Here is a 16,449-nt window from a genome sequence, read left to right as displayed (position 1 = left end):
ATTACATCTAAGGAGAGAGTCATATGATAAATCAAAACACTATTTTAGGTATGCCACGCAAAATTGTTTGGGGATATATAGGTATACTTGTCTTTATGATGGGTGATGGCTTAGAAATTGGATGGCTAAGTCCATACTTACAACATAATGGTTTTAATAGTCATGAAGTAAGCTGGTTATTCAGTTGTTACGGTATAACAGTAGCCATTGCAAGTTGGTTCAGTGGTGTACTTGCGGAAGCGCTTGGCGGAAAACGTACGATGTTTATTGGGCTCATTTTATATGTGATTGGAACTGTCTGCTTCGTAGGGATTGCTCTACCATCAGAAAGTTTAGCAATTATGTATCCAGCTTATGCATTAAGAGGACTAGGTTACCCACTATTCGCCTATTCTTTCTTAGTTTGGATTTCTTATCGTTCTGAACAACGTACTTTAGGCGCAGCAGTTGGCTGGTTCTGGCTCGTCTTTACTGGCGGTTTAAATGTGCTAGGTGCGCTATACTCAATTTTCGCGATTAAATATTTCGGACATATTGGAACATTATGGAGCTCACTCTTCTGGGTTATTCTCGGTGCTATTTTAGCGTTAGCGTTGAATCGAGATAAATTACCTACGGATAAAAGTAATGCTAAATCTAAATTATTAGAGATGGGCAAAGGTTTTACAATTGTAGTGGAACAACCTAAAGTTCTTTTAGGCGGTATTGTCCGTGTAATTAACACAACTGCACAATTTGCATTTCCTGTATTCCTACCTCTAAATGGCTTGCTGTATGGTCAGCTATTTTCTTCGGAAATATCGTCTTTAATCTAATTTGGGGAATAATCGGTGATAAAATTGGTTGGCGTAATACTGTTATGATTTTTGGTGGTATTGGTAGTGGTATTTCATGTCTATTAATGGGCTATGTGCCTATTTGGACTCATGGTAATATTATCTTACTTACAGTAGTCGGTGTTGCTTGGGGTATCTTCATCGCAGCTTATGTTCCTTTAACTGCTTTAATCCCTTCACTCGTTAAGAAAGACAAAGGTGCAACACTTTCTATATTAAACTTAGGTGCAGGTTTACCTGTATTCGTAGGTCCTATGATTGTACGATTCTTCTTAGATCCTTTAGGTGATTTAGGAGTCATTTGGATTCTTGGCATATTGTATTTCATTAGTACTATTTTAACGTTCTTTATAAAGATGCCTAAAAGTCAACAATACGGTGAAATAGAATAGGTAATAGGCTGTGGAGAGAATTAGTTTCCTTTCTTTCTACAGCCTTTTCTCTTCGTTTGTTATAATAACGTTGAAGATAACTCTTTTTATTGAAAATTAATATAAAATCTCGAGATACAAATACATATCATACATTTTACACAAATCAATGATATCGAAAATGGAGACGACGCCTATGTTACCAGCAGAAAGAGAACAAAATATAATTTCATACTTGAAAAAACATAAAACTGCAACGGTTCATACCTTAGCTGCAGAGTTCAACGTACATGACGCAACCATACGTCGTGATTTAATTAAACTTGAACAATATAATCAAATTAGACGTACACATGGTGGTGTCGTCTTAAACAGTACTGACGTATCAAGTGAACTTAATTTTGATGATCGAGAAACTACAAACTACTATGAAAAATTAGGAATCGGTCAAAAGGCAGCGGAATTTGTCAATGACGGAGATACACTCATCATTGATACACTCATCATTGATTCTGGCTCAACGACATTACAATTTGCACGAGCGATAGTACATAAACAGAATCTCACTGTCATCACTAATGATATTCATATTGCCTCAGTTTTACGTTCCATGAATCATCGTGTCATCGTAACAGGTGGCGTATTATATCATAATAACTATGTACTCAACGGCTTTATAACAACTCAAACATTACAATCCTTTAATTCTATGAAGGCATTTATAGCGACGCCTGCTTTAGACGCTGTCAAAGGTATGACGCATTATAGTGAAGAATTTATTGCTGCAAAAAGACAAATGGTCGAACAAGCGCATGAAGTCTATTTACTTACTGATAGTACGAAGTTAGATAAAGTTGCATTCTATCAAGTGAGTCCAATTGAAAAGATTCATACACTTATTACAGATAACCAACATGATTTAAGTGCATATCGTGAAGTATGTTCGAACGTTGTAGCAATTGATCCCAAAGATTATGAATAGTTTATCATGTTATTTGGAATTAGTATTTCTCGGGAAATAACTTGAAGCATTAATCTCTTCTATTCAGTCTGAGGTTTGTCTGAAGTCAGAGTGAACACCCTCTTTTTTGAAAACATTTGAAAATGATAATTGAGAACGGTATCATTTATTATATAATCGTAAAGTACAAGGATGATTGACATGAAAGAGGCACCAAAAACATATAAACAAGAACAATTGGGTTTAATCATTTCTTTAATCGTGTTTATATGTTTTATCTATCAAGATATACATATCCTTTGCACGAAACAAGAGTTAACTCGTATTCTTCTTTGTAGCTTTAGTTTAATTGGATTTCTGTTTCTTTGTGTGCTCAACGTTATGCGCATTATTTCAAATTATCGTCGCCGACCATAAGTGATTTTAAATAGGAGATCGGGACATAATTCCATTAAAAAAGTAGTAGCAAGATGACTTCAATGGAAAATCATCTTACTGCTACTTTTTGTTTATCTTTTAAGGATAATGCTTTTGTTCACCCTCGTCTGATTATGATTTTTTATTTTCTAGTGACTTTTTATAAAAATACTGTGCAACAACGATATCTACAATTGCTAATCCTACTGATTTAAATAATGTGACCTCTTTTTCGTCTTCACGACCCGCTTTCTTTCCTGAGACGATATCACCTAACTCACTGTATAACATATCATCAGTCAATACACCCTCATCTTGAGGCACTTTTAAGTCACCTGTCTCCTCCATAGCCGCTTCAGTTGATTCAACAACGATCTTATTAGCAACCATCATAGACTCTGAAGGTAACTCTTGCATATCAGGCTTGAATGATCCTACTGCATTAAGATGTACGCCCGGATGTAACGTATGTGAATATACTGGCTTTGAAGCATTTGTAGCTGTTACAACAACATCTGCTCCTTCCATTGCCTCATCCGCTTCATCATAAACTTTTACTTTAACTCCGAATTGTTGTTGAGTTGTTTTAGCAAGTTTTTCAGCCTTTTCCTTTGTCCTACTTGAAAAGTGAATTTCCTCAATATTTCTTACAGCCATTACAGCTTCTATGAGACCTTCAGCTTGTACACCAGCACCAATAACGGTTTATACTTTAGCATCTTCACGAGACAAGTATTTGGTAGCAACACCAGAGATCGCGCCTGTTCTAATTTTAGTTAAATAACCACCATCTAATACTGCCAGCGTTTCCCCTGTTTCATAATCGCTTAATATGACTGAACCAGTAATCGTTGATTTTCCTTTTTTAGGATTGTCAGGAACGAAAGAAACTGTTTTTAACCCAACAATTTTTAATTCATCTGATAATGCTGGCATGACTAAATAACGATTCTCTTCATTAAATGGTATGACATGTCGTAGCGGTGTTTCGGTCTTACCTTCAGAAAATGCCTGAAGCGCTTGTCCTACCTCTTCGATAACTTCATTCATATTTAATAACTCTGCTTGAGTTTGTTCGTCTAAATATCGCATTTAACCCCTCCTTATTAATGAAAAAGCCTCTTTTTTAATAACATTCCCTATGAAAAAAGGATGTAACACTTTAATTAATTTTAAAACAAAATCGGTAGTAATATTGGAAGAAGTACAATGACATTAAAGAGATTAATGAAAATACTGACATTAAGAACATTTTTAATAGCATTTTGACGTTGAAGTAGAAATCTTAAACATAATGAAATGATAAGTAATGTGATACTAAACAAACCAAAAATTGATATAATATCTAGCCCAAATTTACTTATATTGTTGAAATTGATACAAATACAAATGATTAAAATAAGATAATTCAATAGGTTCATTCCATAAATTAAATACTTCATTGTTTGCTCCTATTTATGTGACTTTATTTTCATGTGCTATGGTTCATAAGCATTTAACTTTTCTAGATGATATATTGACTAAATCCGATATTTGAAACAAAAGTGTTGGATTTATTAAATTTATGTTGTGACAATGTAAATTCCGTGCTATTCTTTTATTTATAAATAAAAGGCAATGTGCACTAACACATTACCTTGCGATTTTGCTTTTATATAAGCAAAACTATTTAACTAACTTTTGACACATATCATTCTTCGTTTTCGAAGGATGATTTTTTTATTTTTATTATTTATTCAAAATTTGATATCGATTAACGACTTTCCCATTCTTTTTAATATAGGGTTCGATTTCATAGCCACCGTACTTTTTTATTACATTTTGTGAGGCATAATTGAATGGATTTGTAGTCATGAACACTGTTTCAACATTGAGAGATTTTAAATAATTAAGAGCTTGTCCTAATAAGATTGAGGCATACCCTTTACCTCTATATGATGACGCGACACCGTATCCAACATGACCACCAATATTAAAAAACCTATAAAAAAGAACATGTCTAATATCTACTGCGCCCACGATATTTCCGTCAACAAAATAGAATAGTGTCGTTGAAGGAACACCACCCTCACTCGGCTTTTCTTGATTAAGCTCATCAACCATAGCTTTAAATGATTGATATTCTTTCAAATTTGTATTTCCTGGGACTACTTTCTCATCATTGTCATACCATTCTTGAATATAAACTTTGAATGCTTCTTCGTCTTTATACGTAAGTTGCCTTAATTCTTCCACACCGTCATACCTCTTCTCATCCATTCTTATCACTTTTATTGTAAAATGAATGCCCCATCATATTAAAGCATTTTAAATAGAAAAAATTAAGGAAGTGGGTTAGAAATATAATTTAGTAACATTACTTTCATTTCCCACTCCCTATATAATAGCAATTTATATAATATTTAATTCTTTTCCGACCTTTTCATAAGCAGCGAGCGCTTTGTCTAACATGTCTTTCGTGTGCGCAGCTGTAGGCATGTTTCTTACACGGCCAGTGCCTCTAGGAACTGTTGGGAAGACGATTGATTTAACGTAGATGCCTTCTTCTTTAAGACGTTTACTGAACGCTTGTGTATCTTTCTCATCACCAATTATTACAGGAGTAATTGGTGATTCTGATTTTCCAGTATCGAAACCTAATTTAGAAAGTCCATCCTTTAAGTATTGTGCATTCTCCCATAACTGATCGTGTAGTTCTGTAGAAGCCATTAACTTTTTAACAGCTTCAGTAATAGCCTTCGTATCTCCAGGTGCAAGTGATGTTGAGAATAAGAATGGTCTTGATTGTGCTTTCAGCCAGTCGATTAATTGTTGAGATCCGGCAACGTAACCACCTACTACACCGATTGCTTTAGACAATGTGCCAATTTGGAAATCGATTTTATCTTGTAATCCAAAATGTTTAACTGTACCTGCACCTTTGCCCATCACGCCTGAACCGTGCGCATCGTCAACGTATGTTAATAAACCAAATTCTTCAGCAATTTCAACGATTTCTGGTAGTTTGGCAACGTCTCCATCCATACTGAATACGCCATCAGTGATGTACATCACTTTATTATATTGACCTGACTCTACCGCTTCTTTAGCTTTTGCACGTAAATCATCCATATCTGAATGATTTACACGGATAATTTTAGCTTTAGATAAACGACAGCCATCAATAATAGAAGCATGGTTGAGTTCGTCAGATAAAATCGCGTCGTTCTTATTCATGACAGCTGAAATAGCAGCCATATTACAGTTAAATCCTGATTGATATGCGATAGCTGCTTCAGTTCCTTTAAACTTTGCAAGTGTTTCCTCTAATTCATCATGTAAATCTAACGTACCATTAATAGATCGTACAGCACCTGCACCCACACCATGTGTATCGATAGCTTGTTTGGCTGCTACTTTTAAATCATCGTTTGTTGCTAGTCCTAAGTAGTTGTTTGATGATAAATTAACATATGTTTTTCCATCAATTTTAATTTCAGGTCCGTTGGCACCTTCAATTGAATCAATTTCATTGTATAAGCCATTGTCTTTTAAGTATTGAATATTTTCATCTAAAAACTCATGTAGTGATTGAACCACAATGGAATCCCCCTTGCATTGTCTATTTTCTTTAATGATACCTTAATTTTTGAAATCATGAAAGCCTTATCATTTGAGCATTATAACTGTTTAACACTCTTGAAAATAATTCATATGAAGGTCTACTGTAGCTATGGCAATAATGATATACTTATAACGATAATATGACGGAAGAAGTGATAAACGTGTTTGATTGGTTCCAATTGGCAAGCAAAAAAGAGAAGAGAATGGTTCAGCTGCGACGATATTTACATCAATATCCTGAACTCTCTTTCGAAGAAAAACGTACACATGACTTTATTGTGAATCAATTAAGCCAGTTATCATGCAATATAGAAACGCCAGTTGGCCGTAATGGTATTAAGGCGACATTCAAAGGCGCTGAAGACGGTCCTACAATTGCATTTCGCGCAGATTTTGATGCTTTACCTGTTCAAGAATTAAATGATGTTCCATATCGCTCTAAACATGAAGGCTGTATGCATGCATGTGGTCATGATGGTCACACTGCCATCTTACTTGGCGTTGCTGAGATTGTGAATGAACATCGTCATTTGTTGAAGGGTAATGTGGTGTTCATTTTTCAATATGGTGAGGAAATCATGCCAGGTGGTTCTCAAGAAATGATTGATGCTGGATGTCTTCAAGATGTTGATAAGATTTATGGAACGCATTTATGGAGTGGTTATCCATCAGGTACAATTTATTCAAGACCCGGAGCGATTATGGCATCGCCTGATGAATTTAGTATTACGATCCAAGGAAAAGGCGGTCATGGTGCAAAGCCTCATGAAACGATTGACCCTATCGTTATCATGGCTGAATTTATATTGAGTGCACAGAAGATTGTTTCTCGTACGATTGACCCAGTTAAAGAAGCCGTATTAACGTTTGGCATGGTTCAAGCTGGTTCTACAGATAGTGTGATTCCTGATACCGCGTTCTGTAAAGGAACCGTTCGCACCTTTGATACTGCACTACAAAATCATATCCAAGAAAAAATGGATAAACTTTTACAAGGGTTAGCAGTTGCTAACGACATCACATATAAGATGGAGTATATTAAAGGATATCTTCCAGTGCATAATCATCCTCAAGCATATGAAGTCGTTAAACAAGCAGCAAATGATTTACATTTGAGATTTAATGAGTCTGATTTGATGATGATTGGAGAAGACTTCTCACATTATCTTAAAGTACGTCCTGGTGCTTTCTTCTTAACAGGCTGTGGTAATGAAGATAAAGGAATTACAGCACCTCATCATAATCCATATTTCGATATTGATGAGACAGCTTTTAAATATGCAGCAAGTGAATTCTTGAAGATTTTAGAAATTGAACAGGTATTTTAGTTTTTAGATACAAAGGTAGTGTATGACTCTTACTTTTAAACAAGTGAGCACTCATACGCTACCTTTTTTATTTTTGAAAAATATATCAAGTGGTTGTATTTCGAGTATCGCTTTTTAGAAAAAATTCTAGAAAACAATGTGGAACATGATAGGGTAAATTGCGCACAAAAAAAGAACCCCCAAAAGGGAGTCCTTTGTATCAAATAATAAATATTATTCGAAGATTTCAGTTACAACGCCTGATCCTACAGTACGTCCACCTTCACGGATTGAGAAACGAGTACCGTCTTCAATTGCGATAGGAGCGATTAATTCAACTGTCATTTCAACGTTGTCGCCAGGCATAACCATTTCAGTACCTTCTGGTAAGTTTACAACACCAGTTACGTCAGTAGTACGGAAATAGAATTGTGGGCGGTAGTTACTGAAGAATGGAGTGTGACGTCCACCTTCGTCTTTAGATAAAACGTATACTTCAGCTTTGAATTTAGTGTGTGGTGTGATTGAACCAGGAGCAGCTAATACTTGACCACGTTGTACGTCTTCACGAGCAACACCACGTAATAATGCACCGATGTTGTCACCAGCTTCAGCGTAGTCTAATAATTTACGGAACATTTCTACACCAGTAACAGTTGTTTTAGAAGTTTCGTGGATACCGATGATTTCAACTTCTTCACCAACTTTGATTTGACCACGTTCAACACGGCCTGTAGCAACAGTACCACGACCAGTGATTGAGAATACGTCCTCAACTGGCATCATGAATGGTTTGTCAGAATCACGTTCTGGAGTTGGAATGTAGTCATCAACTGCTTGCATTAATTCTAAGATTTTTTCTTCGTATTGAGCATCGCCTTCTAAAGCTTTTAATGCTGAACCAGCGATTACAGGTACATCGTCACCTGGGAAGTCATATTCGCTTAATAAGTCACGAACTTCCATTTCAACTAATTCTAATAATTCTTCGTCGTCAACCATGTCAACTTTGTTTAAGAATACAACTAATGCTGGTACACCAACGTTACGTGATAAAAGAATGTGTTCACGAGTTTGTGGCATTGGACCGTCAGCAGCAGATACTACTAAGATACCGCCGTCCATTTGAGCAGCACCAGTAATCATGTTTTTAACATAGTCAGCGTGTCCTGGGCAGTCAACGTGAGCATAGTGACGTTTGTCAGTTTGATACTCGATGTGTGCAGTATTGATTGTAATACCACGTTCTTTTTCTTCTGGAGCGTTGTCAATCATGTCGTATGATTGTGCAACAGTGTCACCATTTTTAGCTAATACAGTTGCGATAGCAGCTGTTAAAGTTGTTTTACCATGGTCAACGTGACCGATAGTACCAATATTGGCATGTTCTTTTGAGCGATCAAATTTTTCTTTTGCCATTATTAAATCTCTCCTATTCTTAGTAAAAGTTATTTCAAATTTATCTCTCATGATAGTTTCTCACCATCATGAGAAGATAATTGATTGAGTTTAGCCTAAAAGAATTTATAATTCTTTTATAATGCATTTACCCCTAAAAATCAAATCATAAAAGTGATAGCTTAACAATAAGCTCAACCTGTATTTTAACCTAGCATGGCTAGTCTTAACAAGTTATATTATTCACCTTTATTTTTCTTGATGATTTCATCAGCGATTGATTTAGGAACTTCTGCATAGTGGTCAAAGTACATAGTGTAAGTACCGCGACCTTGAGTGTTAGAACGTAATGAAGTTGCATAACCGAACATTTCTGAAAGTGGTACAAAGGCATTTACAACTTGTGCATTACCACGAGGTTCCATACCATCTACACGTCCACGACGAGCAGTTACGTCACCCATGATATCGCCCATGTATTCTTCAGGCATTTCGATAGTTACTTTCATCATTGGTTCTAAGATAACTGGATCACATTTTTTAGCAGCTTCTTTAAGTGCTAATGATGCAGCAATTTTGAAGGCCATTTCTGATGAATCGACATCATGGTATGAACCATCAAATAATTTAGCTTTAACATCGATTAATGGATAACCAGCTAAGACACCATTTTCCATAGCATCTTTAAGACCTTGTTCAACTGATGGAATGTATTCACGTGGAACTACACCACCGACGATAGCGTTTTCGAATTCGAAACCGCCACCTGTTTCGTTAGGTGTGAATTCAATGTGAACATCACCGTATTGACCACGACCACCAGATTGACGAGAGAATTTACCTTGAACTTGTGCAGCTTGCTTGAATGTTTCACGGTATGAAACCATTGGCGCACCTACATTACATTCAACGTTAAATTCTTTCTTCATACGGTCAACTAAGATGTCTAAGTGTAATTCACCCATACCACCAATGATAACTTGTCCAGTTTCTTCATCAGTGTGTGCATGGAATGTTGGGTCTTCTTCTTGTAATTTAACTAAAGCTTGAGTCATTTTGTCTTGGTCAGCTTTAGATTTTGGTTCAACAGATAAGTGGATAACTGGTTCTGGGAATTCCATTGATTCCAAGATAATGTCGTTTTTCTCTCCACATAAAGTATCACCAGTACCTGTTTCTTTAAGACCTACCGCAGCAGCGATATCGCCTGAGTAAACAGTATCGATTTCTTGACGTGAGTTTGCGTGCATTTGTAATAAACGACCTACACGTTCACGTTTGTCTTTAGTTGAGTTCTTCACATATGAACCTGAAGTTAATGTACCAGAGTATACACGGAAGAAAGTTAATTTACCAACGTAAGGGTCAGTCATAACTTTGAATGCTAATGCAGCAAATTCAGCTGAATCGTCTGGTTTAGCAATTACTTCTTCTTCAGGATCATTAGCACGGTGACCAATAATTGGTTTAACGTCTAATGGTGAAGGTAAGTAATCAATTACTGCGTTAAGCATTAATTGAACACCTTTGTTTTTGAATGCTGTACCACAAAGTACTGGGTAGAATTCTACGTCAGTAGTTGCTTTACGGATAGCAGCTTTTAATTCGTCGATTGAAATTTCTTCGTCACCAAGATATTTCTCCATTAATTCGTCATTGTTTTCAGCAACGGCTTCAATTAATTGAGCACGAGCTTCTTCAGCTCTTTCTTTGTGATCGTCAGGAATTTCAATTTCGTCGATTTCTGTACCTAAATCATTTGTATATTTAAAGCATTTCATTTCAACTAAGTCAATGATTGCTTCGAATTCATCTTCAGCACCAATTGGTAATTGAATAGGTGCAGCGTTTGCTTGTAAACGATCATGTAAAGTGCTTACTGAATAGTCGAAGTTCGCACCTAATTTATCCATTTTGTTTACAAACACGATACGTGGTACACCGTAAGTAGTTGCTTGGCGCCAAACAGTTTCTGTTTGTGGTTCTACACCTGATTGAGCATCAAGTACAGTTACCGCACCATCTAATACACGTAATGAACGTTCAACTTCTACAGTGAAGTCTACGTGTCCAGGTGTATCGATAATGTTTACACGGTGTCCATCCCATTGTGCTGTAGTTGCAGCAGATGTGATTGTGATACCACGGTCTTGTTCTTGTTCCATCCAGTCCATTTGTGAAGCACCTTCGTGTGTTTCACCAATTTTGTGGATACGACCTGTGTAATAAAGAATACGTTCAGTCGTAGTAGTTTTACCAGCATCAATGTGAGCCATGATACCGATGTTACGAGTATTTTTCAAAGAAAAGTCTCTTGCCATGTGTTTTTCTCCTTCCAGTATTTACTGAATAAGTACTATAGATATGGCGATGCCCTAAGCATGAGCCATTATTGGTAAACCATATAACGGAACACACTCAGGGTAAAAGCTTTCATCTTACCAACGGTAGTGAGCAAATGCTTTGTTTGCTTCAGCCATTTTGTGAGTGTCCTCACGCTTTTTGACTGCACCACCTGTATTATTTGCAGCGTCTAAGATTTCGTTAGCTAAACGATCTTCCATAGTTTTCTCACCACGAAGACGAGCATAGTTTACTAACCAACGTAATCCTAAAGTAGTACGACGTTCTGGGCGTACCTCAACTGGTACTTGGTAGTTAGAACCACCCACACGACGAGCTTTAACTTCTAATACTGGCATAATGTTATTGATTGCTTCTTCGAATACTTCTAATGCATCACGACCACTACGTTGTTCAACTAGGTCGAATGCAGAATAAAGAATTCTTTGAGCTGTTCCGCGTTTACCGTCTAACATAATTTTGTTAATTAATTTAGTAACTAACTTAGAGTTATGAATTGGATCCGGTAATACGTCTCTTTTTGGTACTGATCCTTTACGAGGCATAATGTAAATCCTCCCTTCCTATTATAGTATAATCTTTAAAAATGTATTTAAAATTTACGTAATCTTAAACTTAATTTTTAGGTTTTTTAGTTCCGTATAATGAACGTCCTTGTCTACGTCCATCAACACCTGAAGTATCAAGTGCACCACGTACGATATGATAACGCACACCAGGTAAGTCTTTTACACGTCCACCACGTACAAGTACTACACTGTGTTCTTGTAAGTTGTGTCCGATACCAGGGATGTATGCGTTGATTTCAATGTTGTTTGATAAACGCACACGTGCATATTTACGTAACGCTGAGTTAGGTTTTTTAGGTGTCATAGTACCTACACGAGTACAAACACCACGTTTTTGAGGTGAGTTTAAGTGAGTAAATTGTTTCTTTTTACTATTGAAACCTCTGTTTAAAGCTGGTGAATCTGATTTTTTAGATTTGCTTTTTCTTGGTTTACGTACTAATTGGTTAATAGTTGGCATTGAATGTGTCCTCCTCTCTTCATTTTTTAATCCCACACATCCAGGTGGTTCATTTTAAGGTTAAATAAAATTTAGTAAGTAAAATACTTACTAATTCTCATTCAATAACGCAACAATCGTTGCATTAACGTTGATACCTACATATTCTCCTAAAGCACGTTGGCTTCGGAAAAATGTAACTGGTATATTTTCTTGATTGATATAGCTTAACACGCGAGTCAATAGATGAACTTCAACGTCTTTAGCAATAATCAATGATGTAACTTGATCTTTCTTTAACGCTTTAAGCGTTTCTTTAAGACCAACTACATAGTGTTGTTTGTTAAAGCGTGCAACTTTTTCATTAGACATGTACATATCCTCCAAAGTTCTGCTTGCATCAACCTTTAATATATTAACATTTTTTAGTACACATAGTCAACATTATATCTATGCTTTTATAAATTAATATAAGAGAGTGGGAAATGGTCTCTCCCACTCTCAAAGAATATCTTATTCAGTGATTTCTACTTCTTCATCAACTTCTGTTACAGGAGCTGATGTTTTCTCATATTGAATATCACTATAACGTCTCATACCAGTACCAGCTGGAATCAACTTACCGATAATAACGTTTTCTTTAAGTCCGAGTAAGTCATCGCGTTTACCTTAAATAGCCGCATCTGTAAGTACACGTGTTGTTTCTTGGAATGATGCAGCTGATAAGAAGCTTTCAGTTTCAAGAGAAGCTTTAGTAATACCAAGCAATACTGGTTTAGAAGTTGCAGGGCGTTTACGATGTTTGAATGCTTCTCTGTTAGCATCTGTAAAGCTGTGGATGTCTACAAGTGAACCTGGTAATAATTTAGTGTCACCAGCTTCGATAATACGAACTTTACGTAACATTTGTCTTACCATTACTTCAACGTGTTTATCGTCAATTTCAACACCTTGCATACGGTAAACTTTTTGTACTTCTTTAAGTAAGTAACTTTCAGTTGCATTCAAGCCAGCAACGGCTAAGTAGTTCTTAGGTTCAATAGAACCTTCTGTAAGAACTTCACCACGTTCTACAGATTGACCTACTTCTACTTTAAGTCTTGAAGTACCTGAAGCTAGATAAGATCTAGTTTCATTAGCGCCTTTAACGATGATTTCTTGTTGACGATCTTTAGCTAATTTAATATCTTCAACGACACCTTCGATTTCAGTAATAACCGCTTGACCTTTAGGGTTACGCGCTTCGAAGATCTCTTGAATACGTGGAAGACCTTGTGTGATATCGCTTCCTGCTACACCACCTGTGTGGAATGTACGCATTGTAAGCTGTGTACCTGGTTCACCGATTGATTGAGCGGCAATTGTACCAACTGCTTCACCCACTTCAACTTTTTCACCAGTTGCAAGGTTTTTACCGTAACATTTTTCACATACACCGTGACGCGTGTTACAAGTAAATGCTGAGCGGATGTACATTTGTTCGATACCAGCATCTGTGATTTGTTTAGCGATATCTGCTGTGATTAATTCATCTGGACGGATAATAATTTCATCAGTCTCAGGATGACGAATTGTTTCTTTAGAATAACGACCTTCGATACGTTCGATAAACGGTTCAATCATTTCTGTACCTTCTTTGATATCAGAAACTAATAAACCTCTGTCAGTACCACAGTCTTCTTCACGAACGATAACATCTTGTGCAACGTCAACAAGACGACGAGTAAGGTAACCAGAGTCAGCTGTTTTAAGGGCTGTATCGGCAAGACCTTTACGCGCACCGTGTGTAGAAATGAAGTATTCTAACACTGTTAAACCTTCACGGAATGAAGATGTGATAGGTAACTCGATGATTTTACCTGATGGTGCAGCCATTAATCCACGCATACCTGCTAATTGCGTGAAGTTAGAAGCGTTACCACGGGCACCAGAGTCACTCATCATGAAGATTGGGTTTGTTTTCTCAAGTGATTGCATTAATTCGCCTTGAATTTGGTCTTTCGCATCAGTCCAAATTTCAACAACAGCGTTATAACGTTCATCTTCAGTGATTAAACCACGGTTAAATTGCTTAGTAACACGTTCAACTAATTTTTCGTGTTCGTCTAAGATATCTTGTTTATCTGGAAGTACCACGATGTCAGATACACCAACTGTAATACCAGCTTTAGATGAGAATTTGAAACCTAAGTCTTTCATTCTATCTAACATCATAGAAGTATCTGTAATACTGAATCTGTTGAATACTTCTGCAATGATATTTCCTAAAAATTTCTTATTAAATGGCTCAATAAGTTCTTCATTTTCAAAGTATTCTTTTAAGCCACCTTCACCTAATTGTGTAGGGTCTACAAAGTATCTATCAGGTGTTGTACTTTCTAAGTTTGTTTGGCTTGGTTCATTTATATATGCGAATGAATCCGGAATAATTTCATTGAAAATAATTTTACCTACAGACGTAGCTAAAATTTTACTATTTTGTTCATCAGTGAACGTTGGATTGTTGAATGAACTTGCATGTACACCAATACGAGTGTGTAAGTGAACATAGCCATTCGCATATGCTTTTAATACTTCGTTTGTATCATTAAAGATAGCACCAGTATTAACAGCATCTTTACGTTCTAATGTTAAGTAATAGTTACCTAATACCATATCTTGAGATGGTGTAACGACCGGCTTACCATCTTTAGGGTTAAGGATGTTTTGAGCAGCTAACATTAACATACGTGCTTCGGCTTGAGCTTCTTTAGATAGAGGTACGTGAACAGCCATTTGGTCACCATCAAAGTCTGCGTTGTAAGCAGTAGTTACAAGTGGGTGAAGACGGATTGCACGTCCTTCAACTAATGTTGGTTCAAATGCTTGGATACCTAATCTGTGAAGCGTAGGCGCACGGTTAAGTAGTACTGGATGTTCAGTAATAACATCTTCTAATACGTCCCAAACTTCGTCATCCATACGTTCGATTTTACTTTTCGCATTTTTAATGTTTGTTGCGATTTCACGTTGAACTAATTCTTTCATTACAAATGGTTTGAATAGTTCAAGTGCCATTTCTTTCGGTAAACCACATTGATACATTTTCAAGCTAGGTCCTACCGCAATAACTGAACGTCCTGAGTAGTCAACACGTTTACCAAGTAAGTTTTGACGGAAACGACCTTGTTTACCTTTCAACATATGTGAAAGTGATTTCAATGGACGGTTACCTGGACCAGTTACTGGACGACCACGGCGACCGTTATCAATTAAAGCATCTACTGCTTCTTGTAACATACGTTTTTCGTTTTGAACGATGATGCCAGGAGCACCTAAATCTAATAAACGTTTTAAACGATTGTTACGGTTGATCACACGACGATATAAATCGTTTAAGTCACTTGTTGCAAAACGTCCGCCGTCTAATTGAACCATTGGACGAATTTCTGGTGGAATAATTGGAAGTACATCTAAAATCATCCATGAAGGATTATTACCAGAATTTCTAAATGATTCAACAACTTCTAAACGTTTGATTGCACGAGTTAATCTTTGACCAGTAGCTGATTCTAACTCGTCACGTAACATTTTTAATTCTTCATCTAAATCAATTTCTTCTAATAGGTCTTTAATTCCTTCAGCACCCATTTTAGCTACGAATTGATTTGGATATTTGTCATAGTATTCTCTGAATTCAGCTTCAGATAGTAAAGTTTTCTTTTCTAAACCAGTTGGACCTGGATCAACTACAACATAAGAAGCGAAGTAGATGACTTCTTCTAATGCTCTTGGAGACATATCAAGCAATAGACCCATACGACTTGGAATTCCTTTGAAATACCAAATATGTGATACAGGTGCTGCTAATTCTATGTGTCCCATTCTTTCACGACGCACTTTTGATTTAGTTACTTCAACGCCACATCTATCACATACCATACCTTTGTAGCGTACACGTTTGTACTTACCACAACTACATTCCCAGTCTTTCGTAGGTCCGAAAATTCTTTCACAGAAAAGACCATCTTTTTCTGGTTTTAAAGTACGATAGTTTATTGTTTCAGGTTTCTTAACTTCACCATAAGACCAAGAACGAATTTTTTCAGGTGAAGCTAATCCTATTTTCATATAATGGAAATTATTTACATCAATCAAGGAGCCTACCTCCTTCAATTTAGATTAGCTGTGCTATTTGATTGATT

The 16,449-nt window shown here is 36.4% G+C and carries 9 protein-coding genes and 3 pseudogenes; 3 read left to right on the top strand and 9 right to left on the bottom strand.

The window, feature by feature from the left end:
• The first annotated feature begins 23 nt into the window (after positions 1-23).
• Both HMPREF3264_RS10595 and HMPREF3264_RS10590 read left to right on the top strand, forming a co-directional pair.
• A pseudogene (locus HMPREF3264_RS10595) lies at positions 24-1,228 on the top strand (MFS transporter).
• Positions 1,229-1,403: 175 nt separating this feature from the next.
• The gene (locus HMPREF3264_RS10590) at positions 1,404-2,189 is read left to right on the top strand and encodes a DeoR/GlpR family DNA-binding transcription regulator (RefSeq protein ID WP_070873290.1); all 786 of its coding nucleotides are present in this window, start codon (positions 1,404-1,406) and stop codon (positions 2,187-2,189) included.
• Between the two features lie 528 nt (positions 2,190-2,717).
• Here the strand turns inward: HMPREF3264_RS10590 and HMPREF3264_RS10585 are convergent.
• From HMPREF3264_RS10585 to HMPREF3264_RS10575, 3 genes and pseudogenes are all read right to left on the bottom strand, one after another.
• Positions 2,718-3,677, bottom strand: a pseudogene (locus HMPREF3264_RS10585) (ornithine cyclodeaminase family protein).
• Between the two features lie 636 nt (positions 3,678-4,313).
• Entirely contained in the window at positions 4,314-4,820 is a 507-nt protein-coding gene (locus HMPREF3264_RS10580; RefSeq protein WP_070873302.1) for a GNAT family N-acetyltransferase, read from the bottom strand.
• A 156-nt stretch (positions 4,821-4,976) separates the two neighbouring features.
• Positions 4,977-6,164, bottom strand: a complete 1,188-nt coding sequence (locus HMPREF3264_RS10575; protein ID WP_070873289.1) for a glycine C-acetyltransferase — start codon at positions 6,162-6,164, stop codon at positions 4,977-4,979.
• 185 nt (positions 6,165-6,349) lie between these two features.
• Here HMPREF3264_RS10575 and HMPREF3264_RS10570 point away from each other — a divergent pair, with 185 nt between their 5' ends.
• Positions 6,350-7,516, top strand: a complete 1,167-nt coding sequence (locus tag HMPREF3264_RS10570) for a M20 family metallopeptidase (RefSeq protein WP_070832704.1) — start codon at positions 6,350-6,352, stop codon at positions 7,514-7,516.
• A 213-nt stretch (positions 7,517-7,729) separates the two neighbouring features.
• Here HMPREF3264_RS10570 and tuf read toward each other — a convergent pair whose 3' ends face one another.
• The 6 genes and pseudogenes from tuf to rpoC form a co-directional block, all read right to left on the bottom strand.
• Positions 7,730-8,914 carry an elongation factor Tu gene (tuf, locus tag HMPREF3264_RS10565; protein ID WP_002432994.1) on the bottom strand — a complete coding sequence of 395 codons (1,185 nt, stop codon included), beginning with the start codon at positions 8,912-8,914 and terminating at the stop codon, positions 7,730-7,732.
• Between the two features lie 218 nt (positions 8,915-9,132).
• Complete coding sequence (gene fusA, locus HMPREF3264_RS10560) at positions 9,133-11,214, bottom strand: elongation factor G (RefSeq protein ID WP_002441110.1); 2,082 nt, start codon at positions 11,212-11,214, stop codon at positions 9,133-9,135.
• 117 nt (positions 11,215-11,331) lie between these two features.
• Positions 11,332-11,802, bottom strand: a complete 471-nt coding sequence (gene rpsG, locus HMPREF3264_RS10555) for a 30S ribosomal protein S7 (RefSeq protein WP_001137495.1) — start codon at positions 11,800-11,802, stop codon at positions 11,332-11,334.
• Positions 11,803-11,872: 70 nt separating this feature from the next.
• Complete coding sequence (gene rpsL, locus HMPREF3264_RS10550) at positions 11,873-12,286, bottom strand: 30S ribosomal protein S12 (RefSeq protein WP_037541120.1); 414 nt, start codon at positions 12,284-12,286, stop codon at positions 11,873-11,875.
• A 90-nt stretch (positions 12,287-12,376) separates the two neighbouring features.
• Positions 12,377-12,637, bottom strand: a complete 261-nt coding sequence (locus tag HMPREF3264_RS10545) for a ribosomal L7Ae/L30e/S12e/Gadd45 family protein (RefSeq protein WP_002441106.1) — start codon at positions 12,635-12,637, stop codon at positions 12,377-12,379.
• A gap of 141 nt (positions 12,638-12,778) precedes the next feature.
• Positions 12,779-16,375: pseudogene (gene rpoC, locus HMPREF3264_RS10540) on the bottom strand (DNA-directed RNA polymerase subunit beta').
• Between the last annotated feature and the right edge of the window lie 74 nt (positions 16,376-16,449).

Origin of the sequence: Staphylococcus sp. HMSC62A08 (assembly GCF_001839105.1) — a bacterium.
Lineage (GTDB): Bacteria > Bacillota > Bacilli > Staphylococcales > Staphylococcaceae > Staphylococcus > Staphylococcus caprae.
The sequence above is the reverse complement of the archived record's forward strand: the minus strand, read 5'-3'. Positions and strand labels throughout refer to the sequence as shown.

Bases quoted from the DNA above. Each gene is read 5' to 3' on its own strand.
- fusA (WP_002441110.1), bottom strand. From the start codon at position 11,214: ATGGCAAGAGACTTTTCTTTGAAAAATACTCGTAACATCGGTATCATG.
- rpsL (WP_037541120.1), bottom strand. From the start codon at position 12,286: ATGCCAACTATTAACCAATTAGTACGTAAACCAAGAAAAAGCAAATCT.
- HMPREF3264_RS10590 (WP_070873290.1), top strand. From the start codon at position 1,404: ATGTTACCAGCAGAAAGAGAACAAAATATAATTTCATACTTGAAAAAA.
- tuf (WP_002432994.1), bottom strand. From the start codon at position 8,914: ATGGCAAAAGAAAAATTTGATCGCTCAAAAGAACATGCCAATATTGGT.
- HMPREF3264_RS10545 (WP_002441106.1), bottom strand. From the start codon at position 12,637: ATGTCTAATGAAAAAGTTGCACGCTTTAACAAACAACACTATGTAGTT.
- rpsG (WP_001137495.1), bottom strand. From the start codon at position 11,802: ATGCCTCGTAAAGGATCAGTACCAAAAAGAGACGTATTACCGGATCCA.